Source organism: Pseudidiomarina halophila, from assembly GCF_003987215.1.
Classification (GTDB): domain Bacteria; phylum Pseudomonadota; class Gammaproteobacteria; order Enterobacterales; family Alteromonadaceae; genus Pseudidiomarina; species Pseudidiomarina halophila.
This window is the reverse complement of sequence record NZ_PIPW01000001.1, coordinates 1,057,437-1,081,532: the sequence shown is the minus strand read 5'-3', so window position 1 is coordinate 1,081,532 and position 24,096 is coordinate 1,057,437. Positions and strand designations below refer to the sequence as shown.

Annotated in this window: 24 protein-coding genes and 1 other RNA gene; 17 read left to right on the top strand and 8 right to left on the bottom strand. The window is 50.4% G+C overall.

The features are described from left to right. Window positions 1-1,746 carry a bifunctional metallophosphatase/5'-nucleotidase gene (locus CWI69_RS05115; protein ID WP_126762479.1) on the top strand — a complete coding sequence of 582 codons (1,746 nt, stop codon included), beginning with the start codon at window positions 1-3 and terminating at the stop codon, window positions 1,744-1,746. Then, a complete protein-coding gene (locus CWI69_RS05110) occupies window positions 1,743-2,945 on the top strand; it encodes a multidrug effflux MFS transporter (RefSeq protein ID WP_126762478.1) in 1,203 nt (400 codons plus the stop codon). Before CWI69_RS05115 ends, CWI69_RS05110 begins: the two co-directional genes overlap by 4 nt. Here the strand turns inward: CWI69_RS05110 and CWI69_RS05105 are convergent. Beyond that, entirely contained in the window at window positions 2,933-4,492 is a 1,560-nt protein-coding gene (locus tag CWI69_RS05105; RefSeq protein ID WP_126762476.1) for an AbgT family transporter, read from the bottom strand. The two genes, CWI69_RS05110 and CWI69_RS05105, sit on opposite strands and share 13 nt — an antisense overlap. A gap of 188 nt (window positions 4,493-4,680) precedes the next feature. Between CWI69_RS05105 and CWI69_RS05100 the strand changes: the two genes are divergently transcribed. Together CWI69_RS05100 and CWI69_RS05095 are read left to right on the top strand one after the other, a co-directional pair. After that, window positions 4,681-5,577, top strand: coding sequence for an MBL fold metallo-hydrolase (locus CWI69_RS05100; protein ID WP_126762474.1), 897 nt, complete (start codon window positions 4,681-4,683; stop codon window positions 5,575-5,577). A gap of 32 nt (window positions 5,578-5,609) precedes the next feature. Beyond that, complete coding sequence (locus CWI69_RS05095; protein ID WP_126762472.1) at window positions 5,610-6,242, top strand: peroxiredoxin; 633 nt, start codon at window positions 5,610-5,612, stop codon at window positions 6,240-6,242. Between the two features lie 66 nt (window positions 6,243-6,308). Here the strand turns inward: CWI69_RS05095 and fadE are convergent, their stop codons facing one another. Further along, window positions 6,309-8,765, bottom strand: a complete 2,457-nt coding sequence (gene fadE, locus CWI69_RS05090; RefSeq protein ID WP_126762470.1) for an acyl-CoA dehydrogenase FadE — start codon at window positions 8,763-8,765, stop codon at window positions 6,309-6,311. A 166-nt stretch (window positions 8,766-8,931) separates the two neighbouring features. Between fadE and CWI69_RS05085 the strand changes: the two genes are divergently transcribed. After that, the gene (locus CWI69_RS05085) at window positions 8,932-9,636 is read left to right on the top strand and encodes a DUF3108 domain-containing protein (protein ID WP_126762468.1); all 705 of its coding nucleotides are present in this window, start codon (window positions 8,932-8,934) and stop codon (window positions 9,634-9,636) included. On the opposite strand, the gene purN is transcribed toward CWI69_RS05085, so the two are convergent. Both purN and purM read right to left on the bottom strand, forming a co-directional pair. After that, window positions 9,633-10,271: a phosphoribosylglycinamide formyltransferase gene (purN, locus tag CWI69_RS05080; protein WP_126762467.1), complete on the bottom strand. Its 639-nt coding sequence runs from the start codon at window positions 10,269-10,271 to the stop codon at window positions 9,633-9,635. The two genes, CWI69_RS05085 and purN, sit on opposite strands and share 4 nt — an antisense overlap. Beyond that, entirely contained in the window at window positions 10,268-11,314 is a 1,047-nt protein-coding gene (purM, locus tag CWI69_RS05075) for a phosphoribosylformylglycinamidine cyclo-ligase (RefSeq protein WP_126762465.1), read from the bottom strand. Before purM ends, purN begins: the two co-directional genes overlap by 4 nt. 115 nt (window positions 11,315-11,429) lie before the next feature. Between purM and CWI69_RS05070 the strand changes: the two genes are divergently transcribed. The 5 genes from CWI69_RS05070 to ssrA all read left to right on the top strand — a co-directional run bounded on the left by CWI69_RS05070 (window position 11,430) and on the right by ssrA (window position 15,393). Then, window positions 11,430-12,581: a peptidase C39 family protein gene (locus CWI69_RS05070; RefSeq protein WP_126762463.1), complete on the top strand. Its 1,152-nt coding sequence runs from the start codon at window positions 11,430-11,432 to the stop codon at window positions 12,579-12,581. Between the two features lie 166 nt (window positions 12,582-12,747). Further along, a complete protein-coding gene (locus tag CWI69_RS05065) occupies window positions 12,748-13,851 on the top strand; it encodes an oxidoreductase (protein WP_126762461.1) in 1,104 nt (367 codons plus the stop codon). Beyond that, window positions 13,848-14,258 (top strand): VOC family protein, encoded by a 411-nt coding sequence (locus CWI69_RS05060; RefSeq protein WP_126762459.1) that lies wholly within the window; start codon window positions 13,848-13,850, stop codon window positions 14,256-14,258. The genes CWI69_RS05065 and CWI69_RS05060 overlap by 4 nt, the downstream gene beginning before the upstream one ends. A gap of 55 nt (window positions 14,259-14,313) precedes the next feature. Beyond that, window positions 14,314-14,967: an isoprenoid biosynthesis glyoxalase ElbB gene (gene elbB, locus CWI69_RS05055; protein ID WP_126762457.1), complete on the top strand. Its 654-nt coding sequence runs from the start codon at window positions 14,314-14,316 to the stop codon at window positions 14,965-14,967. Window positions 14,968-15,033: 66 nt separating this feature from the next. Then, window positions 15,034-15,393, top strand: a transfer-messenger RNA (tmRNA) gene (gene ssrA, locus CWI69_RS05050). Window positions 15,394-15,508: 115 nt separating this feature from the next. Here ssrA and CWI69_RS05045 read toward each other — a convergent pair. After that, window positions 15,509-16,558: an NAD(P)-dependent alcohol dehydrogenase gene (locus tag CWI69_RS05045; protein WP_126762455.1), complete on the bottom strand. Its 1,050-nt coding sequence runs from the start codon at window positions 16,556-16,558 to the stop codon at window positions 15,509-15,511. Between the two features lie 238 nt (window positions 16,559-16,796). Here CWI69_RS05045 and CWI69_RS05040 point away from each other — a divergent pair, with 238 nt between their 5' ends. Together CWI69_RS05040 and CWI69_RS05035 are read left to right on the top strand one after the other, a co-directional pair. Then, a complete protein-coding gene (locus CWI69_RS05040) occupies window positions 16,797-17,822 on the top strand; it encodes a zinc-dependent alcohol dehydrogenase family protein (RefSeq protein ID WP_126762453.1) in 1,026 nt (341 codons plus the stop codon). Between the two features lie 144 nt (window positions 17,823-17,966). Further along, entirely contained in the window at window positions 17,967-19,322 is a 1,356-nt protein-coding gene (locus tag CWI69_RS05035; RefSeq protein WP_126762451.1) for a diguanylate cyclase, read from the top strand. Between the two features lie 69 nt (window positions 19,323-19,391). On the opposite strand, the gene CWI69_RS05030 is transcribed toward CWI69_RS05035, so the two are convergent. After that, window positions 19,392-20,324 (bottom strand): ATP-grasp domain-containing protein, encoded by a 933-nt coding sequence (locus CWI69_RS05030; protein WP_126762450.1) that lies wholly within the window; start codon window positions 20,322-20,324, stop codon window positions 19,392-19,394. A gap of 219 nt (window positions 20,325-20,543) precedes the next feature. On the opposite strand from CWI69_RS05030, the gene CWI69_RS05025 reads away from it, so the two are divergent. Further along, a complete protein-coding gene (locus CWI69_RS05025; RefSeq protein ID WP_126762448.1) occupies window positions 20,544-20,852 on the top strand; it encodes a DUF6768 family protein in 309 nt (102 codons plus the stop codon). Here CWI69_RS05025 and CWI69_RS05020 read toward each other — a convergent pair. Continuing rightward, a complete protein-coding gene (locus CWI69_RS05020) occupies window positions 20,849-21,745 on the bottom strand; it encodes a LysR family transcriptional regulator (protein WP_198678889.1) in 897 nt (298 codons plus the stop codon). The genes CWI69_RS05025 and CWI69_RS05020 overlap by 4 nt on opposite strands. A gap of 119 nt (window positions 21,746-21,864) precedes the next feature. On the opposite strand from CWI69_RS05020, the gene CWI69_RS05015 reads away from it, so the two are divergent. Next, window positions 21,865-22,044 carry a hypothetical protein gene (locus tag CWI69_RS05015; RefSeq protein WP_126762444.1) on the top strand — a complete coding sequence of 60 codons (180 nt, stop codon included), beginning with the start codon at window positions 21,865-21,867 and terminating at the stop codon, window positions 22,042-22,044. Between the two features lie 24 nt (window positions 22,045-22,068). On the opposite strand, the gene CWI69_RS05010 is transcribed toward CWI69_RS05015, so the two are convergent. Beyond that, window positions 22,069-22,563, bottom strand: a complete 495-nt coding sequence (locus CWI69_RS05010; RefSeq protein WP_126762443.1) for a DUF4199 domain-containing protein — start codon at window positions 22,561-22,563, stop codon at window positions 22,069-22,071. 180 nt (window positions 22,564-22,743) lie between these two features. On the opposite strand from CWI69_RS05010, the gene CWI69_RS05005 reads away from it, so the two are divergent. From CWI69_RS05005 to CWI69_RS04995, 3 genes are all read left to right on the top strand, one after another. Beyond that, the gene (locus CWI69_RS05005) at window positions 22,744-23,439 is read left to right on the top strand and encodes an OmpW/AlkL family protein (protein ID WP_126762441.1); all 696 of its coding nucleotides are present in this window, start codon (window positions 22,744-22,746) and stop codon (window positions 23,437-23,439) included. An 11-nt stretch (window positions 23,440-23,450) separates the two neighbouring features. Continuing rightward, a complete protein-coding gene (locus CWI69_RS05000) occupies window positions 23,451-23,579 on the top strand; it encodes a DUF3149 domain-containing protein (protein ID WP_126762439.1) in 129 nt (42 codons plus the stop codon). A 77-nt stretch (window positions 23,580-23,656) separates the two neighbouring features. Next, a complete protein-coding gene (locus CWI69_RS04995) occupies window positions 23,657-24,037 on the top strand; it encodes a thiol-disulfide oxidoreductase DCC family protein (protein ID WP_198678907.1) in 381 nt (126 codons plus the stop codon). The last annotated feature ends 59 nt before the right edge of the window (window positions 24,038-24,096 follow it).

Here is a 24,096-nt window from a genome sequence, read left to right as displayed (position 1 = left end):
ATGAAACAATGGCAACGGCAGGTCTTCAGAACAGGTGTATTTGCGAGCTTACTGGCGCTGGCTGGTTGTGCCCAGGCGCCGCAGCAGGTCACTGAGTTTGAACTTACCGTTGCCCACGTCAACGACCACCACTCCAACTTGTTGCCACGTGAAGGCACAGTGATCCAAGTAGATGGTCAGGCGTATCAAATTGAAACGGGTGGTTTCGCTCGCGTTGTCAGCCAAATCGATGCTATTCGGGCCAACAACCCTAACGTGCTTGCTGTGCATGCCGGCGATGCAATAACAGGAACATTGTTTTACACCTTGTTTGAAGGGGCCGCCGACGCAGCTTTAATGAACGAAGTTTGTTTTGATGCCTTCGCGCTCGGTAATCACGAATTTGATAACGGCGATGCTGGACTAAAGCACTTCCTGGATGCGCTTGCGTTAACACAGGACTGCCGTACGGAAGTTCTGGCGGCCAACGTTCGACCTGAAGTGGGTGTCTCACCTTTAACTCCAAAAACCCGCTGGGACAGCTTTAAGCCTTACGCGATTTTCCAGCTACAAGGCGAAAAAGTGGGTCTGATTGGACTTGATATAGCGGTTAAGACGAAGAATTCCTCGCAACCCGACGCCACCACTGAATTTGCTGATGAATTGGCGACTGCGAAGTACTATATCGCCGAGCTGCAGCAGCAGGGGGTCGAGAAGATCGGACTGTTGACCCATATTCAATATAAAAATGATCGTCGTATTGCCGCAGAACTCTCGAGCGTTGATTTTATTATTGGTGGCGACTCACACACGCTGATGGGCGACTATGGACAAAATGGCCTGCCAACGGTCGGTTCGTACCCGCAACAGGTGACCAATCTTGATGGCGACTCCGTGTGTATTGCTCATGCCTGGCAGTACAGTCAGGTGGTTGGTGAACTGCAAATTCTCTTTAGTGGCGATGCCGTCGCCAGCTGTGGTGGTCAGGCGCAAATGCTTGTCAGTACTGATGCGCCAGAAGAGATAAAGGCGTTACCGCAGTTTAGTGCGGTAAGCAAAGATGCTGCTGCACAAGAACTTTTAGACGGCTTCCAGGAGAGTCTGGATGAGTTAACCCAGACCGGTATCGCGACGGTGGCGTCACGCCTGTGTATGAAACGTATGGGGCCTATGACCATTGCTGATTGTGGCATCGGGCGCCAGTCTGATGTTCATGCGGTGGTGGCAAAAGCATTTCTGGCGAGTGCGCCTCAAGCCGATTTCGCCCTGCAAAATGGTGGTGGTGTGCGTACCGACCTTAACGCTGGCCAACTGACTGTTGCCGATGTCTACCGCCTCCTGCCTTTTGCTAACACGCTGGTAGAAATAGAAATTACCGGTGCCGAAGTTAAACAGGTACTCGAGCAGGCGTTAACCTATGCGTTGTCAGAATCCGGTTCCGATGGTGCTTATCCGCATGGCGCGGGGATCCGCTTCGATGTCAATCTGGCAGCTGCGGACGGCGAGCGTATCAGTAAGCTGGAAGTGAAAACCGAAGGCAACTGGCAGCCGGTTGAGCCGCACCAAAGCTATACCATGGTCACCAACAGCTTCCTGGCTGGTGGAGCGGATGGCTGGCATTTACTTGGCGAGTTAAATGCTGCCGGAAGAGTACAGGATACCTATGTCAACTATGCCCAATCATTCGTCGATTGGGCGCGCGAGACAGAAATCATCAAACGGCCGAGTGAACATAGCACGCAAAGCTATCGACCGGTCGGCGAATGACACAGTTACCGGTATCTGATAAAGCGAGATTCGATTTAACCGTTGTGGTGTTGGCCTTGCTTACCATGTTTGGGCCACTCTCAATTGATATGTATTTGCCGGCATTTGGCGATATTGCGGCAAGTTACAGTACCGAATCGAATCGCGTCGAGTTATCGCTCACTTCATTTTTCCTCGGGCTTTTCATCGGCCAACTGTTATATGGCACGGCCTCAGACAAATGGGGGCGCAAGCCGCCGTTGTATTTTGGTTTAACCATCTACATCGTATCGTCACTGGCCTGTGCTTATGCTCCCAACCTTGAAAGCCTGATTGTTTTACGCTTTTTCCAGGCCATAGGTTCGTGTGCCGGCTTAGTTATTGCACGGGCAATGGTGCGCGATCTGTACACCCCGCAGGCATCGGCCCAGGTGTTTTCGTTTCTGATCCTGGTGATGGGAATTGCGCCAATATTAGCGCCACTGGCGGGAGCCTACGTAACCAAGGCGTTCGGCTGGCAGGCAATATTTATTATTGTCGCGGCACTTGCTGTAGCTTGTATGGCGATCGTGCACGTGCGACTACCTGAGACGCGCAGTTTCAATGGCGCGGTGCGGATGCGGCGCAGTTTGCCGATTTACTGGGATGTGTTGCGCGACCGCGGCTTCTTACGTTATTCGTTAGCAGGCGGTATTGCGCAATCGGGGCTGTTTGCCTATATCACCGGTTCACCGCTGGTATTTATCGACCATTTCGGGCTAAATCCAACCCACTATAGCTGGCTCTTTGGCCTCAATGCCATTGGCATTATCGGTATGGCACAATTTAATGCCTGGCTGTTACGCCGGCGTGATGCCCGCAAAATCTTAAATAAATCACTGCCAGTGCTGGCGCTGATCTCGCTCACTACCATTGTGTTTGCCACCCTCAATGCCAATTTCTGGATGGTGCTGTTTATTGTATTCGCCTACGTTAGTACGCTCGGTATGGTGTTTCCTAATGCAATGGCCGGTGCCCTTGCCGAGCAACAGGAACGCGCGGGTTCTGCGTCTGCAGTCACCGGCAGCCTGCAATTCCTGATTGCAGGCATCATCTCCGCCGTCGTCAATGTGGTCGGCCACATCACACCGCTAGGCATGCTCTACGTGATCGGTGCCTGCGGTCTCACCGCTACCGCGCTGTACCGCATTCTCCGTCGCCCCGAAACTTACGGGGTGTAGTAGGTCGGCGTGGCAACCCCCACCGGCATATCCATACCGAAAACCCAGATAAAGAATAAGATGGTCCAGCCAATCAGGAAGAAGATGCTGTAAGGCAACATGGTCGCGATCAGAGTGCCTATACCTATATCCTTCTTGTACCTTGCGGCAACGGCTAAGATCAGACCAAAGTAACTCATCATCGGCGTAATAATATTGGTGACCGAGTCGCCGATCCGGTAAGCAGCCTGAATAACTTCAGGTGCATAGCCAATCAGCATTAGCATTGGCACAAAAATAGGTGCTGTGATGGCCCACTGAGCTGAAGCCGAGCCGAGCATCAAATTGACAAAAGCACACATCAAAATGAACAGCAGAAATACCGACGGCCCAGTCAGGCCAACTTCCTGCAGAAATTGTGCGCCTTTAATGGCGAAAATGCTGCCAAAATTGGTCCAGCCGAAGAATGCCACGAACTGCGCCGCAAAGAACACGAGCACAATATACATACCAAGGGTACTCATGGATTCGGACATGGCATCAATAACATCACGATCGCTACGCATGACCTTGGTGATGCGACCGTACACATAGCCGGGAATAGCAAAGGTTATAAAGATGAAGGCGACGATCCCGCGCAGGAAAGGCGAGCCAGCAACTTCGCCGGTCTCCGGGTGCCGTAAGATGCCCCATTCCGGAACTATGGTAAATGCAAGTAGAATGCCCAGCAGCAGGAAGCTTAACCCAGCGCCTTTGAGGCCTTTCTTTTCAACCGGCGTCAGCGCCTCTACCTTTTGGTCGCTCAGATTAATGCTGGCTTCTTCAGGGTTATATTTGCCCAACTTAGGCTCGACAATTTTTTCGGTAACAAAAGTACCCATGGCGGCGATTAAGAAGGTGGACACGATCATAAACCACCAGTTCGCTTCCGGACCTACATAATATTCAGGATCAATCAGGTTAGCTGCTTTGGTGGTGATACCGGCTAACAGCGGGTCCACAGTACCAATTAGCAGGTTGGCGCTGTAACCGGCAGACACGCCGGAGAAAGCTGCCGCAAGACCCGCCAGTGGATGGCGGCCAAGCGAGTGAAAGATCATTGCCGAGAGCGGTACCAGCACTACATAGCCAAGTTCTGACGCGGTATTGGAGATGACCCCGGCAAATACTACGGCGAGGGTTACTACCCGCGGGTGAGCATTCATGACCAGGCCGCGCATGGCAGCCGAAAGCAAACCTGAACGCTCGGCGATACCAACACCGAGCAACGCCACCAGTACGGTGCCCAGTGGGGTAAAGCCGGTGAAGTTGGTTACCAGTCCGGTAACTATGCGTTGCAAGCCCTCAGCATTAAACAGGCTAACCACTTCGATAACTTCGCCGCCCGGGCGCGGATCCTGTGCGCTCAGACCAAAATAGGCAGCGATGCCACTGGCCACAATGACACCCAACGCAAACAATGCGAATAGGGTAATGGGGTGTGGAAGTAAGTTACCTAGCCACTCTACGGTGTCCAGAAATCGAGTAAAAGCGCCACGTTTTGGGGCGGTAGAGTTCGCTTTGCTCATGCGATCCTGCTCCTGCGGATGTTGTTTTTGTCAAAGCGAGCGATTGTACACTAAAAATATGACGGACTCACCGCTGCTGGAAGGCAGCAGCGCGCTCCTTAAATACCCCGTCGCGTTAATCGAACGGCGCAACTTGATCTGAAGTAGCAGAGCCGTTATTTTAGATAAAGGCGAAATAAGGAGGTCACATGAGAAACATTGTAAGACATAGTCCGTCAACCGGTAATGGTTCACCCGATGTATGGGGTGTTTACGAAGCCGATACAGGCTCGATTCAATATATCGTGGCGGATCCTGAGACGCGGGAAGCTGCACTTATTGATGTGGTTCAGAATTTTGATCCTCGCTCGGCGCGAACCGACTTTTCCAGTGCCGATCAGGTCATGGCACTTGCCAAAGAACAGGGTCTGAAGATTACCTGGGTGCTGGACACCCACCCGCATGCGGATCATCTGATGGCTTCATGCTATCTCAAGCAACAGACGCAGGCGCCCAACGCCATTGGTGACAAGGTAAGTGAGATCGCAGAATTATGGAGTGAGTACTACAATCTTCCTGATACGTTCAAACCTGAAGATGATTTTGATTACCTGTTTAAAGAAGGCGATAGTTTTAAGCTTGGCAAGCTCGAGGTAAACGTCTGGCTGTCACCTGGTCATACCCTCGGTTCGATAACCTACCTGGTAGGAGATGCGGCATTCGTTCACGATACCTTTATGTATCCTGACAGCGGTACCTCGAGGGCGGATTTCCCCGGTGGCTCGTCAGCTGAACTTTGGACAACCTTGAAGCGTATTTTGACACTGCCCGATGAAACACGGCTATTTATCGGTCACGACTATGGTAAAGATGGTCGTGAACCACGGTGGGAGGCGACCGTTGCTGAACACAAACGAGAGAATATTCATTTAGCTGGTGATGTCAGTGAGAGTGAGTACCGGAAGCGACGTGATGAGCGCGACGCAACATTGGCATTACCCGATCGTATGTTACACGCACTGCAAGTGAACTTGCGGGCAGGAAAATTGCCTGAACCTGAAGCGGACGGTCATCGTTACTTTAAGATTCCGGCGAATAAGTTTTAAGTAAATGAATTTTTAACAGAGAGGTATTAGAAATGGGATTACGTATTGGTGATATCGCCCCGGATTTCGATATCGAAACCACCGAGGGCACGATCAATTTTCATGACTGGGCAAAAGGTTCATGGGTGTTTTTCTTCAGCCACCCGGCGGACTATACCCCTGTTTGCACCACTGAAATGGGACGTACCGCGCAATTAACCGACGAGTTCGCTAAGCGCGGGGTAAAACCGTTAGGTTTGTCGACGGATACGGTAGAAGAGCATAAAGGTTGGATCAACGACATCAACGAGACTCAGAATACGTCATTGAAGTTTCCGATTGTGGCTGACAAAGACAAGAAAGTTGCTGAGTTGTACGAGATGATTCATGCAGGTGAAAGTGAAACTGCAGCGGTTCGTTCGGTGTTTATTATCGACCCGAATCATAAAATCCGTTTAACCATGACCTATCCAATGAGTGTTGGTCGTAACTTTGCTGAGATCTTACGCGTCATCGATGCGCTCCAGACAGGTGATAAGCATGGCGTAGCGACGCCGGCGGATTGGGAGCTTGGCGGTGATGTGATCATTCCACCGACGGTTTCTATGGCTGACGCAGAGAAGAAATTTCCACAAGGTTTCAAAACGGTGAAACCTTACTTGCGCTTCACTAGCGTTAAAGATTAGTCTTCGGTGTATACAATAAAAAACGGCGCCAATTGGCGCCGTTTTACTTTTCAATAGCTTCAGCGGTTAAGCTTTGTCTGAATCGTTACAGAGATTTTTTACCGCCCATTGGTGCGCAGCTTTACCTGCCATGAGTTCTTCATGGGCAAAATCATCAACGTTAATCACGCGCAGACGACCTTCTTCGGCACGCTCAAGCAGGGCGACTTCGTCATCGCTTAGTACGCCTAATTCTTTACCGATTTCTGCCACTTTATTCAAAAAGATAAACGGCATACGTTCATTCGCAGCACGCTGAACACGGTCATGCAATGCCTCAGCTTCGATGATGTCGCGCAAAGTCTGTTCCAGATAACCAAACTGGCCTTCCGGTGACAGGAATTGCCCTTTACCAAGGCGTTCACGACTGGCGTTCGGCTTCAGTAAGATCTTCGCGACTTTGCTATCCAAACGATCCGATGGACGTTTTACGAAGCGACCGAACGGGTACATGATGACGCGCATGGCTTTACCAACAAAACCAAAGTTATCAAGTAGCGCCAGTTGCGCTTCCTGGAGCTTGTACAAGCTGTCTTGCATCGCCCAGTGGAGCAGCGGTAAGTCGTCGTGTTGACGACCTTCGTCGGCAAAGCGCTTCAGGGTTGCCGAACCGATATAAAGATAGCTCAGCATGTCGCCTAAACGCGCTGAAATACGCTGTTTACGCTTCAATGAACCACCAAGAACTCCCATGGCAACGTCAGACAACAAGGCCAGGTTGGCACTGAAACGGTTCATCTGTTTGTAATACTGTTTAGTGCTGTCAGTGTAGGGCGTACTACTTAAATGATGCCCACCCAGGCCAAGTGCCAGAGAGCGCACAAAGTTGCTCATGGCAAAGCCAATGTGACCGAAAATGGCTTTATCAAAGCGTTTCAGGCCTTCAGCATTATGCTCGGCAGAAGACAACATTTCTTCCAGGACATAAGGGTGGCAGCGAATCGCGCCCTGACCGTAGATCATCAAGCTGCGGGTAAGAATATTCGCACCTTCCACAGTAATAGCTACAGGCACACCCTGATACCCGCGGCCGAGATAGTTGTTCGGACCTAAGCAAATACCTTTACCGCCATGAATGTCCATGGCGTCGTCCATGCTCTCGCGGAGCTTCTCCGTCATGTGATACTTGGCAATGGCAGAAATTACCGATGGCTTCTCGCCCAGGTCGATACCTTTGGTCGACAAAGTAGTCACCGCGTCCATCAGATAGGCGTTACCGCCGATACGGGCCATGGCTTCCTGCACACCTTCCATTTTGCCCACAGGCAATTTGAACTGGCGACGGATATAGGCATATGCACCGGTGGCGAGGGCGATAGATTTCACACCGCCAGCACTGTTAGATGGCAAGGTAATGGCGCGGCCGACGGACAGGCACTCAACCAGCATACGCCAGCCTTTACCGGCCATATCTGCACCACCAATAATGAAATCAAGCGGTACGAACACGTCTTCACCATGAATAGGGCCATTCTGGAATGGCACATTAAGCGGGAAATGACGACGGCCAATATCAACGCCTTTGGTATCGCGTGGAATCAGCGCGGCAGTGATACCCAGTGATTCTTTGTCACCGAGCAGGTGCTCAGGGTCGTACATTTTAAATGCCAGACCAATAACTGTCGCAACAGGGGCGAGGGTAATATAACGCTTGTTGAAGTTAAGCCGGATACCGACAACTTCTTTGCCTTCCCATTCGCCCTTACAGACAATACCAGTGTCGGGAATTGAGCCTGCATCTGAACCGGCTTCCGGGCTGGTTAACGCAAAACAGGGGACTTCTTCACCAGTCGCCAGACGTGGTAAGTAGTAATCTTTCTGCTGGTCAGTACCATAGAGTTGCAACAGTTCGCCGGGACCTAATGAGTTAGGTACACCAACGGTACTTGCCAGGATGGTGCTGACGCCAGAGAGCTTCTGTAGAACGCGTGATTGGGCGTAGGCTGAAAACTCCAGACCACCGTACTTTTTCTTGATGATCATGGCGAAGAATTTATTGTCTTTCAGAAACTGCCAGACTTCTTCCGGCATATCCGCAAGCTCATGGGTTGCTTCCCAGTCGTCCAGCATTTTGCAGACTTCTTCAGCAGGGCCATCCAAAAACGCTTGTTCTTCAGCGCTCAGCTCGGCTTTCTGAATGCTGTGCAAGTTTTTCCAGTTTGGTGCGCCACGGAACAGTTCACCTTCCCACCAGGTGGTACCGGCGTCGATGGCGTCTTTTTCGGTCTCGGAAATTTCCGGCATAACTTTGCGGTACATGTTAAGTAATGATTTACTCAACACACGACGACGAAATGGGGTAATGTTTAAAGGCAACAGAATAAGGGCTAACACGATCCATAGAACCGGTCCGACGATGTCGAACAAGCTACCGATAGCAAACATGCCAACTAACCCAAGGCTAGTGACCAGCAACGAAGTGCGGTAGTAAAGCAGGCCACCGAAAACAAGCAGGGTGGCGATGATCCATAAGGCGACACTCATAATGATACTCCGTCGTTGTGGTTAGAGGTCTGACCAGTAAAGTTATCCTTTGAGGTTAGACAATTTGCGTTAGATTTTCAAGCGATATTGCACTTTTTAACTGGTATAAGGTCAGATTGAGGTAAGCGATCACTTTTTCGCTCAGAAATAAAGCACAGGAGATGTCATGAAAGCAGTAGTCCATTGGCTGGCAGTGCCCCTCGCAGGGTTGCTCATAGCGCCCGTATTTGGTGCAGAATTAGATACTTATGATGCGCGTTACGAGGTTCAGCGGGGTGGTTCAAATTATGGCGAGGCAACGCGTAAACTGACCCAACAAGAGGACGGCATTTACTTGTTGCAGAATGAAACAGAGATCTCGTTTTTGTTTCTCTCGGACGTGCGTCGCTATGATTCCAGGTTTGAGTTTGTTGACGGCTGGATTGAACCCATAGAGTTCCGTTTTAAGCGCAGTGGCACCGGCAGTAATAAGAGTATTTCTGTGCGGTTTGATGACGCCAGCGAACAAGTTATTGAGGTAACGGCGGAAGCGCCTTTGCCAATCACCTGGCATGACGCATTGCTGGATGAAGCCAGTATGCTGGAACAATTGCGCTATGACTTGCAACACAGTGATGCGGATGAATTCAGTTATCGCATTGTCGATGATAAAGGTGAGTATGATGAACAACGTTTTGCGCGGGGCGAGCTTGAGGTGCTGAACTTACCTTACGGTGAAGTGGAAGCGCTGAAAGTGAAGCGCGTACGCAAGACCAACAAACGTGAAACCGATTACTGGTTCGCGCCTGAGCTGGACTATGTGCTGGTAAAAATGCAGCAACGCAAAGAAGGTGACGAGGTCGCCACCTTATTGCTTGAAACTCTTGATTAGTCTGGGGCGTAGCCTTGCGGGCCTAAAAGGTTGCCATCAAGCACAGCACCCTTGTCAGTAAGTTTTAATCGCTCAGAGCAAAGCCATTGCACCACTAATGGGTAAATCCGGTGTTCCTGACTGTGTACCCGTTGCTGCAGGTCGGCTGCCGTGTCTTCCGGGAATACCGGAATCACCGCTTGCAGTATCACCGGGCCACCGTCGAGTTCTTCAGTTACGAAATGCACCGAGACGCCATGCTCTGTATCACCATTGTCTAACGCCCGTTGATGGGTGTTGATACCACGATACTTAGGCAGTAATGACGGGTGAATATTGAGCATGCGACCATGGTAATGCTGGGCAAACTCCGGCGTTAAAATACGCATGAAACCCGCCAGAACGACAATGTCAGGGGTAAAGCTATCGACTAGCTTTAACAGTTCGGCATCGTACGCTTCACGGCTGTCAAACTCCCGGTGCGACAAAACCGCTGTCGGGATATTCGCGTTGGCGGCTTTTTCCAGACCGCCAACATCAGCTTTGTTACTGATCACAGCGACAACTTCGCCGTCAATGCGATCCGTCTGGCACGCCTCAACAATGGCTTGCATGTTCGTGCCTGAGCCACTAATCAGTACGACAATTCGTTTCATTCGACGATTTCTACCTGTGCTTCATCGGCCTGGCGGGCTGCTACTTCGCCAATGACCCAGGCATCTTCACCATGCTCACGAAGCAACTCGACTACCGCGTCCGCCTGTGACTGTGGCAAGGCCATGATCAGGCCGACACCGCAGTTAAAGGTGCGGTACATTTCTTTGGTCGTGACGTTACCGTTGTGCTGTAGCCAGTTAAATACTGCAGGCCATTCCCAGCTACTGTCGCTGATGATGGCCTTGGCGTCAGCTGGCAATACGCGTGGGATATTTTCCCAGAAGCCGCCGCCAGTGATGTGCGAAATGGCATGCACACTGTGCTGCTCCAGTACTTTAAGTACCGACTTTACATAGATCCGGGTCGGAGCCATTAAATGATCCGCTAGAGGTTTGCCGTCTAGCTCTTCCGTCGCTACATCAACGCCACTGACTTCGATAATTTTGCGCACTAACGAATAACCATTGGAGTGCGGACCGCTGGAAGCTAAGGCCACTAGCGCATCGCCAGGGGCGACTTTACTACCGTCAATAATTTCTTCTTTCTCGACCACACCAACGCAGAAACCAGCGATATCGTAATCACCGTGCTCGTACATTCCCGGCATCTCGGCGGTTTCCCCACCGATAAGTGCGCAGCCTGCTTGCACACAGCCTTCACCGATACCTGTTACGACATCTGCGGCAACATCAACATCGAGCTTACCGGTGGCGTAATAGTCCAGGAAAAACAGTGGCTCAGCACCTTGCACGATCAGGTCGTTCACGCACATAGCAACTAAATCGATACCGACAGTGTCATGTTTGCCAAGGTCAATGGCGAGGCGCAGCTTGGTGCCGACCCCATCAGTGCCTGAAACCAGAACCGGTTGCTTGTATTTGGTCGGTAACTCACAGAGCGCGCCAAAACCACCAATCGACCCCATGACTTCGGGGCGCTTTGTACGTTTGGTGACACCTTTAATACGGTCAACAAGGGCATTGCCTGCATCGATATCGACACCGGCATCTTTGTAACTCAAAGAAGGTTTTTGATCGCTCACGGGAGAGGTCCTCAGCTAATGCTAAAAATTTGCGCGACAGTTTACCACTTTCATGGCAATACTGCGATATAATACACACGCAATTCGCTCACCTCAGCGCTAGGACGCTACGGCCATGGCTACTACTAAAAGCGCTGCACAAGCTTTAACACTTGTTCGCGCCAACCGACACCATCTTGACGCTCTCGAACTCATCGAACAGGCGAGTTTTACCACCGATCTAATCAGTCGGCGTAGCTTCAAACGCTTCATCGATCAGGGTATCGGTGACTTTCAGGTTGCCCAGCTGGGCGATCGGGTGGTGGGGTATTACATTGTCCTGTACCGGCAAGCGACCCAATTGGCGCGGCTCTACTCACTGGCGGTGTTGCCTGAGTTCCGCCAGCGTGGGTTCGGCAAAGTGTTGCTCGATGCCGCCGAAGAAGATGCCGACGAACGTCATTGCCTGTTTATGCGACTGGAAGTAAAGATCGATAACTACGCTGCTCTTTCGCTTTATCACGGCGCCGGGTATTACGACATGGAAATCCGTCCGGAGTATTACGAAGACGACAGTGACGCGCTGGTGTTGCAGAAACTTTTACCGCGTTTTGAGCCATCGGCTGGTGATAATGGCGGTCAACGTCTGGTTCCATACCGAACCCAAACCACCGACTTTACCTGTGGTCCGGCGAGCTTACTGATGGCCATGGCCTATTTCGATATTCCGTCGCGCGATCCGCATCACGAGGAGCTGGAGATCTGGCGGGAAGCCACCACCATTTTTATGACCTCTGGTCACGGTGGGTGTGGACCTCACGGGCTGGCGCGCGCCGCCATTCGCCGTGGTATGCATGTGGTATTGCATGTAAGTCATGACGGCCCGTTACTGATGGACTCTGTACGCAGTGCGGATAAAAAGCAAATCATGGCGCGCATCCAGGAGTCCGATATCGCCGCATTGAAAGCGGCAAATGTCCCTATTGAAACAGGTGACTACAGTTTGGCTCACTTAATAGCAGATCTTGCTGAGGGTAAGGTCGTGGTTGCGCTCATTAGCACCTACGTGTTTGATGAGAGCAAGGCGCCGCATTGGGTGGTGATTTGCGCCGCTGATGAAAATTACGTCTATATCAATGATCCCGATCAAGACGCGCTACCCTGGCAATCGGCAGCCGAACGCCAATACTTACCTATACCGCTGGCGACCTTCCGCCGCGCTTTTGGCTTTGGCCGGCGTAAACAAAAAGCTGCACTGGTTTTGTCGCGACCTGACACCACGACTTGATCAAAATCCCGAACTCCCTTAGCGTTACTTAAGTAACATTAGAAAGTAGATTTTAGAAAACGCACGTTGCGGTGCCGGTCATTCATGGAAGAAATAGTATCTATTTCGATCTGCATGCACAGCCCGCTCGTATCCCTGACATCATTTTCCCCAGAACGAGGATGCTATGTTTGATTCAGAGTTTTCGAGTATAGAATTTGCTGGCATGAAGCTAGCGAACCGATTTGCCGTCGCACCAATGACGCGCGTAAGTGCGCAGTCTAATGGTCGCGCCAGTGATTTGATGCAAGAGCACTACAAGCGTTATGCCGAAGGTGGTTTTGCGCTGGTTATCACCGAAGGTATTTATCCTGATCAGGATGCGAGCCAGGGTTATGAGAACCAACCGGGACTGGCCGATGCCTTGCAAGGCGAGTCCTGGCGCCCGATTGTTCGTGAGGTGCATGAAAGTGGTGCAAAAATTATTGCACAGCTAATGCATGTCGGTGCCCAAATGCAATTTAACCGCTTTGGCAAGCAACCACTGGGTATTACCGACCAAAAACCCGTCGGTAAACCGCTGGGATTGTATGGCGATCAGGAGGCCTGGCAAGACGCAAAAGCGATGGATGAAAGCGACTTTGAACGGGTTCTCAATGGTTTCCTGCATGGCATTCGCAACGCTGCGGAAGCCGGTTTTGATGGTGTTGAACTGCATGCTGCCAACGGTTACCTGTTGAACGAATTGTTGAGTACCCATTTTAATACCCGCGACGACAAGTGGGGTGGTGACATGCGCCGCCGCGCACAATTCGTACTGGATGTAGTGAAAGCCGCCCGCGAAATGGTTGCAGATGATTTTGTGCTGGGCATTCGTTTGTCACAAATCACCATTACCGATCCTGATTACCAGTGGCCTGAAGGTGAAGAAGGCTTTACCTGGCTGGTACAGGCGTTATCCGATGCGGGCATCGATTACATTCACACGACCGACAACGAGGCAAATCGTCCGGCATTGAAAGACAGCACACGATCGCTAGCCGAAGTCGTACGCGATGCCGGCATTCCGCTCATCGTCAATGGTGGTATCGACGCGTCCAATTACGCAAAAATGGCAGCCCATTACCCAGGAGCATTGTTGGCACTAGGTAAAGCAGCGTTGGCCGATCCGCAGTTCGTCAACAAAGTAAAAGACGGGGATAAGCCGGACGAACTTGATTTTGCCATGCTGCAGCCCATCGCCAACCTTGAAAATGAAATGCGCTGGCGCGAAGAGCAGCAAAGTTCATGACCCCTGCGATCAGCTATATCACGCTAGGCGTCGACGACCTGGAACGGGCCGTCGGCTTTTACCGTGACGTGCTGGGCCTGCCGACTGAAGGCATTATCGGCACTGAATTTGATCACGGTGCCGTGGCTTTCTTTAAAATGGCTGGTGGGCTCACCTTCGCACTGTGGGAACGCGACAGTATCGCTCACGACTGCGGCGTTGAAAAAGGTACGCCCGATCGCACCGCAGTTATGCTGGCGCATAACGTTGCCACCGCTGAAGAGGTCGACAGCATAATGTCGGACTTACCAGCAGACGCGGTGGTAAAACCAGCGCGCAAGTTGTTCTGGGGCGGTTATGGTGGCGTATTCTCAGATCCGGACGGGCACCTGTGGGAAGTGGTCTATAATCCTAAACATGGGGCTTGAAAATCGTTCCCGACGCCGCCATATATTCAGGTATCAGAGCAACAAAGGATAAGTCATGAAAAAAGTAGCCGTTTTACTTTCAGGTTCAGGTGTATTCGATGGTGCTGAGATTAACGAGGCCGTCCTGACCTTGCTGCACATTAGTAAACGTGGAGCCAGTTATCAGTGTTTCGCGCCTGATATGGAGCAGATGCAGGTCGTGAACCATCTCAACGGCGAGCAAACCGGTGAGAAGCGCAATGTGCTTGCAGAAGCGGCGCGGATCGCACGGGGCAACGTTAAACCACTGAGCGAGCTGAATGCCGCGGAGTTTGACGCTCTGATGCTGCCAGGCGGTTTTGGTGTCGCGAAAAATTTCTGTGATTTTGCTGAAAACGGCGCCGATATGAAGGTCAACAAAGAAGTACTGGCTATAGGTAAAGCTTTTGCCGAAGCCAATAAACCCGCAGGGTACTTGTGCATTGCTCCAGTACTGTTGCCGCATATTTATGGCAAAGGCGTACGCGTCACCGTTGGTAATGATAAGGAAGTGGCTGGTGCGATTGAGAAAATGGGCGGAATTCACGTAGAATGCCCGGTCGATGACATCGTTTCTGATGATTCACGCTTGGTCGTAACGACGCCAGCCTACATGCTGGCTGAGAATTTAGTCGATGCCGAGAAGGGCATCAGTAAGCTGGTAGAAAAAGTTCTTTATATGGCAGCGTGAGCACGGAACTTATAGCGCTCAAGTGCTGTCTGATGTATAGTAAGCACGATTTTGAAAGAAAGACCTGGGGCTGATATGGATTCGACGGGATACACGAAACCCAAGGTGCATGCCGAGGTGAGGCTGGCCTCGTAAAAAGCCTCAAACTAATAGTTGCAAACGACGACAACTACGCACTAGCGGCTTAATAACCCGCTACGCCCGACCCCTAGCGCTTTGTCTGCGAGACTAGGATCAGTCGGTTCACCCCAAAGTAGACTCGCGTGGAGGCTTCGCCCGTAGCCAAAGCGTTAAAACCAATCGGGATCGTCACCTTAAGTAGCCTGTCTGTCGGCGACTTGGTGATTAACTAAATGACAGACTAAGCATGTAGTACCGAGGATGTAGGTATTGCGGACGCGGGTTCAACTCCCGCCAGCTCCACCAATTCCAGATAAAAAGCCGCTCAAACGAGCGGCTTTTTTTATGCCTGCGGGTTGCCACCGGTATCCCGGTAGCCCGTACTTCTAGTACGGGTCAAACCAGCCGCTTCCGAAGACCCTCAATCCGCCTCTAAAGTCGACATATCAATCACAATCCGGTGCGCGACTTCGCCTTTTTCCAGGCGCTTCAGGGCATCGTTGATTTCATCCATGCGGATCATTTCGCACTTCGGATGGATGTCATGTTCGGCGCAGAAATCGAGTACCTCCTGAGTACGGGGGATACCGCCGATTAACGAGCCGGAAACGCCGCGATTACCGAATACCATGGGCATGGTGTTAAGTTCGTCGACAGGGCCGACCTGACCAACTACTACCAATGTCCCGCCGACATCCAGTAACGGCATATAGGGGTTTAAATCGTGTTTGACCGGAACCGTGTTGATAATGAGATCCAGGCTGTTCGCAGCGTTTTCCATTGCGTCTTCGTCGGTGGAAAGCACAACGTCGTCTGCGCCCATTTCTTTGGCCTTGTCGACCTTGCCTTCTGAATGGGTCAGTACGGTAACTTTAGCGCCCATTGCTTTTGCTAACTTGACTGCCATGTGACCGAGACCGCCAAGACCGATTACGCCAACTCTGCTGCCTTCTTCTACTTCAAAGTCGCGCAGCGGCGCAAAGGTGGTGATTCCCGCGCAGAGAATAGGTGCCGCGCGTTTCATATCTAATTTGTCAGATACCGACAGCACAAATTCTTCCCGCACTACGATGTGCTTGGAGTAGCCGCCGTAGGTTATTTTGCCGTTGATTCGATCAGGGCTGTTGTAGGTTTGCGTCATTCCTTCGCGGCAGAACTGTTCCTCACCATGTTCACACTGATCGCATTCCTGGCAGCTGTCGACCATACAGCCAACGGCGACATTGTCGCCAACTTTATAGTTTTTCACGTCTTTACCGACATCAATCACCTTGCCGACAATCTCATGGCCGGGGACCATCGGGTATTCACTCATCTCCCAGTCATTGCGTAACTGGTGGAGGTCAGAGTGACAGATGCCGGTGTACAGGATCTCAATTGCCACGTCATTGTCGCGTAAGTCGCGGCGCTCGAAATGAAACGGAGTTAAGTCGTCCTGTGCGGAATGCGCTGCATAGCCTACAGTTTTCATAAATTCTCCTTTACTGAGTTCAAAAGTTAGCTTTCAGATAATCAATAAGTCTAGCTGGCTATTTGAAATCTGCTTAACCAGTTTTCAACCCCCTGATTGTGAACCTCTGTTTCGCATCGCTGTATCCGGTTAAATGTGAAGCTTTTTCGGCCAGCCCCTTTAAATCTGCCGATTTTGATCCAACCTTAATAGGTAAGGACTATCAATACACTCACCATTTAGCTGAGGGATTACGATTATGGTTGATAAAATTAAAGCATTACGACTTAAAGCACCGTTTGGGCTGGATAATATTCAGGTAGCGGAGCTTGATGACCCAGGTCAGCCTGGCCCTGGCGAGGTTCGCGTACGAATCAAGGCGAGCTCGCTTAATTATCACGATTACGGCGTGGCCACTGGGAACATGAAACCAGAAGATGGCCGCATTCCGATGTCGGACGGTGCCGGAGTCGTGGAAGCCGTTGGCGAAGGAGTGGAGGAGTTTGCGGTAGGCGATCATGTGGTGTCGACCTTCTTCCCGCAATGGCAACAAGGCGTGGCCCGTGTCGCTGATTTTACCGCAACCCCGGGCGATGGGATTGATGGCTATGCGCGCGAAGTGGTGGTACGACCCACCAATTACTTTACCCATCAGCCGCGCAACTATACCCATGCCGAGTCCGCAACCCTGACCACGGCAGGACTCACGGCCTGGCGAGCGCTGGTGGTAGACGGCAATATTAAGCCGGGCAACTCGGTATTGGTGCTTGGCAGTGGCGGTGTCTCTGTTTTCGCCTGCCAGTTGGCGAAAAGCCTTGGCGCAACGGTGTTTGCCACCTCGTCGTCGGATGCGAAGCTGGAGCGCTATAAAACGCTTGGCGCCGATCATCTGATCAACTACAAAAAGGACCCGGAGTGGGGCAAAACCGTCCGTAAACTAACCGGCGGTCGTGGGGTTGACCATGTTGTTGAAGTCGGTGGCCCTGGTACTTTGCCGCAATCTATTAACGCGGTCGCTATTGGCGGTCATATAGCACTGATAGGGGTGTTGACCGGAGCCGAAGGTGAAGTGCCGACCGCTAAGCTGATGGCGAAGCAGGCAAGGTTACAAGGCTTGATCGTAGGCAGTTGCGAGCATCAGAAAGATATGGTGCGAGCTTTAGATGCTAATGGAGTAAAACCTGTGGTGGATAAATCTTTTGCCCTCGAAGAGTTGGCAGACGCTTTCCGTTACGAAGAAGCAGGCAAGCACTTCGGCAAAATCTGCCTGAAATTCCCGAATTAAAGTATTGGGGCTGTATTTAGCGGGTTCTAAATCGGTTAAGCCGTTTACTTGCGTTCACCGAATCTTTGTTGTTTCATTAAGATGCGAGTTAGGTCGTAGTAGCGGCTCAACATTTCAGTTTGAACGGTTTTTAAGGATAGAAGCTTGATCATTCGCAAACGCGTAGCAGCCGTTATCATTATCGTTTTCCTTGCCGGACTGTTTCTGGTCTGGGGGCTTGCCAATTGGGTGGTGGTGTTAACTGAAGAACGATTGAAGCAAGATGCGAATGATAACCTGCGTTCGGAAGTTCTACTGGCAAAATCTAAGCTCGAATCGGCGTTATTCCGTGACGTGTTTTTAGTCGATAGTCTGGCGACCCTTTTTAATATTGACCCTCAAGCATCTTCAGATAACTTTCACGAAATCAGTACCCGTTTACTCGATCGGGCTGAAAATGTTCGCAATGTTGGCATGGCGCCTAACGACATTGTTGAAAAAAACTACCCTATTGAAGGTAATGAAAAAGCCATAGGTCTGGATTTTAGAACCGTGCCTTCGCAATATGAGACCGTTCAGGCTGCGCGACGATCTGAAGATATCTATATCGCCGGCCCGTTGGAACTTTTCCAGGGCGGGCAGGCAATTATTGCACGGGTACCAGTATTTACGGATTATCCAGCTAATAAAGATTACTGGGGATCTTTAAGTGTGGTTATCGATTACAAAAGCTTGATGTCGTCTGCAGGAATTTTCCAAATTAAAAATGCCGACATTGCTATTCGAGGACGCAATGGAACAGGCCGTGAAGGTGAGATCTTTGAGGGAACCGCTGAGACTTTTCAAAAAGCCGATTATCAAGGTGTTGTCATCATCCCTAATGGTGAGTGGTGGATCGCGGCGAAATTTGAATCGAATTTGACTCAAGAGCAGAACTACTTGATGGAGCTAGAGCGTTGGAGCCTGATTGGTATCTATATACTGCTCTTTTTCAGTGTATTCGTATTGTGGACGTTTTACCGGGCCGAACGGCATCGTGCGAACGAGGACGTTCTAACGCGCTTATACAATCGTCGTTTTGCGCTTAGATATCTGCATCGTCTGCTTAGTGAAAATTATCGTAGCAGTAGTTTTTGTGTTCTGGCTATCGATCTTAATGGTTTTAAAGAGATTAACGATACCCACGGACACGATGCTGGCGATGAAATGCTGAAGCTGGTCGCCAATGGTTTAGAAGCTGCGGTGCGTGCATCAGATATCGTGGCCCGCATGGGGGGCGATGAATTCTTGGTGATTTTAAATCGGTGTAGAAACCAGAAACAAGTCGATGGGATTATTGAGAAAATAAGAAACTTTGTCGAAAGCCAGAGCGTCCAGGCTCAGGGGGTTACTCTCTATCCGTCACTCAGCATCGGCTGTGCGTGTAGTTCAGAGATCGGTCAGAATAAAGCAGCGCTGTTAAAACTGGCAGATGAGCGCATGTATGAAAACAAGTTAAGCATCAAGAAAACGCAAAGCTGAGCGTGCGGCGTATGCTGTTTTGGCTGATGCACGCCATAAAATATCACTCCAGTTCATCGGCGTAAGGCGCTATTTCGACGCCAAGCCGATGAGGTAGTCTGCTAACGCACCCATTCCCGTATCCGACACTTCGGCGCGTTGCTCAGCAGGCTGATTGTAGTTGGTGTTGGTATTCACGTCGTACACAAATAATTCGCCCTGAGCATTTTCGATAAACTCAATGCCAGCAACATCGATGCCTGTTTGATGCAGAAAGTTTTCCAGTGCGTCAATGATCTCATGTTGGTCAAAACGCTGGGTAATGGTGAATTTGTTTGACTGTTGGTCGGTAGGACAGAATTGGTCTTCAATCGAACAATTGTCAGCCGGACAGAGCTCAAAACCATCCTCAGTATTCACTTGTACCGTGTACACGAAACGCCGGCCAACAAACTCCGCGCGGGTGATAAAGGGTTCACGTGGCTGAATGTATTCCTGTAACAGCCAGGTGCCGTCTAATGGCTCGTCGAGGTCTTCGCGTTCGAGATAGGCTGTAAGATCCGCTATTGAGTCAAAGCGTTGTACGCCCAGGCCTTTGCCACCGCGATTGGGTTTCACAATCAGTGGCCACTGATCGAAAACTTCTGCAGCCACAATAAGATGCTCTTTACCGACCACAGCATGAGTTTTGGGTACCTTGAGTCCGGCCCGCTGCAAAGCGGCGTACTGCGACAACTTACATACTTCCAGCGCCAGTACCTGAGTTGGATTCACCACGGTGCGGTCATGGTTTTCCAGCCAGGTCAGCACAGCCTTAGTAAGCTCCGGGGCAAAGCGATGGCCACGCGTGTGTGACGATGCACTCATACGGTTGTAGTACACCGCATCAGCTGGAGTTTGCGTAAAGGGAACAGGGCCGCTGTCGAGAAACCATTCGTTGGCAGTTACTCCACGTTGGCGCAATTCTTCCCGCAGGGGGACTAACCATTCATCATTCTCGTGGATAATAACGATGTCTCTCATGTGTACCTCGTGATTGGATTTTCTTAGCCTGTCATTACAGCTTGCCGGCAGCAATCGATCAATAGTATTGGGTTATAACTTGGACGATGTAGTTCTATCGAACGAGCGAGCCTGATTTTATTTCCCTGAACTAACTCTGTTTGGTGCTGTGGGCTATATTGATTGTTCAAGTGTCAGGTGGAACTATCCACACAGACAGCAACACAGGAGAACTGAGAGATGGCAACCGATGACACAGGGCTGACCGGCTATTTAAAAGCTGGTTTCACCTCGAGCTTCAGCTGGGTCATGAAAGTGGCTTATTTACTGGCGATCGTCTTAACCGTATTCATTTTCTGGACTGGATACGAATTTTTCACTGCCTCAGCCGATGAACAAGTGTATTGGGGGATTTTGCTGCTATTGGTTTTCAATGCTCAGGTTGCGACTAAAATCTGGATTTTCCTGGAAACGGGGCGCAATCATACGGCAAACGAAATCCGCCGCATGGAAGTAAGGCTGGCTCAGCGTATGCAGGAAAATACCTAACTAAGACGTTGCTGCAGATAATCCAGCACCACGGTCACTGCGGCCGTGGTGTACTTGCGCTCGGGATAGAGTAGATGCACCGGAACCGGTTGTGGCATAAAATCATCAAGTGCCGTTTCAATCTCACCCGCAGTAATCATTTCGTTCAATGAATAGCTGGGCATATAGGCGAGTCCCAGGTCGGCTAGCAGCGCCGCGCGCATAGCACGGTTATCAGACACCGCAAAACGACCATTCACGGTCACCTGCAGCAACTCGCCATCGTTATAAAAACGCCACTGCTTATCGGTGACGCGCGCACTGTCGGTAATGCACTGATGCAATCCCGCTTTATAGCTCAATTCGTCAGGATGCTTAGGTTTTGGGTGCCGGGCAAAGTAACCGCGCGAACCAACCAACACAATAGATAAAGGCGCAACCTTACGAAAGTAGAAATTCGAATCCTTCAGTGCCCCGCAACGAATCGCGATATCGACTTTTTCATCGACCAGATCAACCAGGCGATTCGTCAGTTGCAGATCAATATCGATTTCAGGATAGCGTTCCAGCAGTTCTGGCATTAATGGCGCGATGCGGGTAGCACCGTAATTCACTGGTGCGGTCAGGGTCACGCGACCGCTCGGGACCGAACGCATCGCACCGATGTGTTCATAGGCAAGATCAGCCTCTTGCACAATCTCGCGACAGTGTTGATAAAAGTCTAATCCTGCAACAGTTGGCGACAGTTTTCGGGTGGTGCGGATGAGGAGTTTGGTTTGTAACTGTTCTTCCAGTCGGGCAATGGCCTTGCTCACAGCACTTTTGGAGAGCTCCAGTTGCTGCGCAGCACGGGTAAAACTGCCGGTCTCCATAATTGCAGCAAATACTGCCATATCGGCGAAACGTTCTAGCATCGTAAGCACCATTGTTGCCATATAGAAACAATAAGTTTCCAATTTGCCATCTAATAATATCCGATGGAAACAATATACTTATCTTGCTTTCACAAACCAACACTTATTTGGAGAACGAGATGAAATTTTCAAAAGACTTCCTAAAAGCACTTGCCGGCGTTGCCCAGGGCACTATGGTTCATCAGGGAAACTACAAAGTGGCCGCCCCACGGCAGCCGCTGATTAAACCTCATGGCTATGACGAAATGCTGGCTAAACTCACTTGCTGCGTAGAACAGCCCCAGTGCTGCGCAGCTTGATTCACTTCAGCACCTGAGCGGCGGTTATGTGTTATGCCGCTCGGGGGCTTGATTTCTCTTACGTAGGAAAAATGCAACGACCGCGCTGGTAACAGCCCCCATCAAAAGTGCGCCGAGGGCGGACTGGATCATGTATGACTCCAGCGAGAAATAATCTCGCGCAGCTTCGGGTTCCATCATGCCTTCACTGATGACAAAGGCTTGCATATTGCTAAAGAAATCAGGCGAAATCAGATAATGCGCAATAATTTGTAGCAGTGGTGATAATACCGCAACCACGACGCTGATAATCAAGCCACTAATGAAACCTTCAGCCCATTGCATTTCTTGATTAGGCATTGACGAACGTTTATCGCGTAGCGCCAGCACATAGATAACGACCGCAACAATCGCAAACAGGTTGGTAAAGTAACGATGGTACTCAATATGCTCGCCATGCAGACCCGTTACCCGCTCGATAAGCAACCATAGCAATAACGCCCCAGCAAATAGTACACCCCATTTGAGCTCTCTTAGCATCGCAATTTCCCTTCCTGTTATGAGTCGATGCAGCATGACTCTTTGTTGCCCTTTAGCAAATAGTAGCCGCAAATGCGCCAAAAGAAAATGTTCTGCTGGTGCGGTCAGAAACTTGATCAGGATCAAGGTTTACTGGTTATAACCTTATAAAATATAGGGATATTAACCAAGGAGTGCTGTATGAAAAAATCATTGTTAGTAGCGAGTCTGGCGGTATTGGGTTTTGCAGGGCCTGCGGCCGCCGATATTTCAGTCAATGTTGGTGCCATTGGTGTCATGCCAAATGATGATAGCGGATCATTACCGGTTATTGAAAGTGTTGCGGGAATGACCGGCGGTAGTACCGGCGTCACCGTTGACGAAAACACACAGTTGGGTATCACCTTTGACTATGCATTAGATAAAAATTGGAGTCTGGAGCTTATTGCGGCGACACCATTCAAACATGAGATCAATGGTACCGGCAGCCTCGCTGGATTAAAGATTGGTGAAACCAAGCATTTGCCACCAACGCTGCTCGCGCAGTACCACTTTGACGTTGGTGTTGAGCGAGTTGACCCATTCATCGGAGTTGGGGTTAATTACACCACTTTTTTTGAAGAGAAGATCAGTCCTGAATTAGCTGGTGTATTAACGGATCTCGCTGTGGTGACTGCGAATGATGATGTGGATTTAGCGCTATCAAACAGCTGGGGCTATGCCTTGCAAGCAGGGGTAAATATCGCCATGACGGAGCAGTGGGGATTACATTTGATGGTGAGCCGAATGGCAATTGATACTGTCGCTGATGTCCGTATCAATGGCACAACCATTGAGTCCGTAGCTGTAGACATCGATCCAACTGTTGCCATGTTGGGGATCCGTTATCGGTTCTAGGAGGACAGACCATGCAACTGCTGAAACAGTTTTTCTCTGATCCGGTTATATTTTTTTCGTTTACGGGTTTGGCTATAGTGATTGGTATTTGTGTCTTTTACGCAATTTACTTTATCTCAAAAATATCCGAATCGTCGTGATCAATGTTTTCCTGGCCTCCGTAACGAACAATGAGTGACGAGAAGTTCGTAACGGAGGTCAGCCTTTGTCAGCTAAATTGATTTTATTCTACGATGGGGGGTGTCCTCTGTGTGTTCGCGAAATGCGTCATCTTAAAAGCCGTGATAAGCACGGAAAGATTCAGTTCGAGAGTATTTGGGACGAAGACTTTGCAGCGCGTTTCCCAGATATTGATGTCGCTGAGGCCAACCGTATTTTGCATGCCCGCACACCCAGCGGTGCTATGATTTATGGGCTAGATGTGACTTATGCTGCCTGGTCAGCGGTCGGTCGCGGTTGGCTTATCGCGCCGCTGCGTTGGCCTGGAGTGCGTTGGCTTGCTGACAAAGGCTATCTTGGTTTTGCTAAACACCGTGACCGTCTGTCGAAACTCATCACCGGCAAAGAGCGTTGCTTATCTTGCTCACTCGATGAATGATGAAGTCACTGCTGTTCATATGAATACACGCACTAAACGTCATCTAAAATAAAAGCATG

Coding starts and splice junctions, on each gene's coding strand:
- CWI69_RS05115 (WP_126762479.1), top strand. CDS start 1: ATGAAACAATGGCAACGGCAGGTCTTCAGAACAGGTGTATTTGCGAGC.
- CWI69_RS05110 (WP_126762478.1), top strand. CDS start 1,743: ATGACACAGTTACCGGTATCTGATAAAGCGAGATTCGATTTAACCGTT.
- CWI69_RS05105 (WP_126762476.1), bottom strand. CDS start 4,492: ATGAGCAAAGCGAACTCTACCGCCCCAAAACGTGGCGCTTTTACTCGA.
- CWI69_RS05100 (WP_126762474.1), top strand. CDS start 4,681: ATGAGAAACATTGTAAGACATAGTCCGTCAACCGGTAATGGTTCACCC.
- CWI69_RS05095 (WP_126762472.1), top strand. CDS start 5,610: ATGGGATTACGTATTGGTGATATCGCCCCGGATTTCGATATCGAAACC.
- fadE (WP_126762470.1), bottom strand. CDS start 8,765: ATGAGTGTCGCCTTATGGATCATCGCCACCCTGCTTGTTTTCGGTGGC.
- CWI69_RS05085 (WP_126762468.1), top strand. CDS start 8,932: ATGAAAGCAGTAGTCCATTGGCTGGCAGTGCCCCTCGCAGGGTTGCTC.
- purN (WP_126762467.1), bottom strand. CDS start 10,271: ATGAAACGAATTGTCGTACTGATTAGTGGCTCAGGCACGAACATGCAA.
- CWI69_RS05070 (WP_126762463.1), top strand. CDS start 11,430: ATGGCTACTACTAAAAGCGCTGCACAAGCTTTAACACTTGTTCGCGCC.
- CWI69_RS05065 (WP_126762461.1), top strand. CDS start 12,748: ATGTTTGATTCAGAGTTTTCGAGTATAGAATTTGCTGGCATGAAGCTA.
- CWI69_RS05060 (WP_126762459.1), top strand. CDS start 13,848: ATGACCCCTGCGATCAGCTATATCACGCTAGGCGTCGACGACCTGGAA.
- elbB (WP_126762457.1), top strand. CDS start 14,314: ATGAAAAAAGTAGCCGTTTTACTTTCAGGTTCAGGTGTATTCGATGGT.
- CWI69_RS05045 (WP_126762455.1), bottom strand. CDS start 16,558: ATGAAAACTGTAGGCTATGCAGCGCATTCCGCACAGGACGACTTAACT.
- CWI69_RS05040 (WP_126762453.1), top strand. CDS start 16,797: ATGGTTGATAAAATTAAAGCATTACGACTTAAAGCACCGTTTGGGCTG.
- CWI69_RS05030 (WP_126762450.1), bottom strand. CDS start 20,324: ATGAGAGACATCGTTATTATCCACGAGAATGATGAATGGTTAGTCCCC.
- CWI69_RS05025 (WP_126762448.1), top strand. CDS start 20,544: ATGGCAACCGATGACACAGGGCTGACCGGCTATTTAAAAGCTGGTTTC.
- CWI69_RS05020 (WP_198678889.1), bottom strand. CDS start 21,745: ATGCTAGAACGTTTCGCCGATATGGCAGTATTTGCTGCAATTATGGAG.
- CWI69_RS05015 (WP_126762444.1), top strand. CDS start 21,865: ATGAAATTTTCAAAAGACTTCCTAAAAGCACTTGCCGGCGTTGCCCAG.
- CWI69_RS05010 (WP_126762443.1), bottom strand. CDS start 22,563: ATGCTAAGAGAGCTCAAATGGGGTGTACTATTTGCTGGGGCGTTATTG.
- CWI69_RS05005 (WP_126762441.1), top strand. CDS start 22,744: ATGAAAAAATCATTGTTAGTAGCGAGTCTGGCGGTATTGGGTTTTGCA.
- CWI69_RS05000 (WP_126762439.1), top strand. CDS start 23,451: ATGCAACTGCTGAAACAGTTTTTCTCTGATCCGGTTATATTTTTTTCG.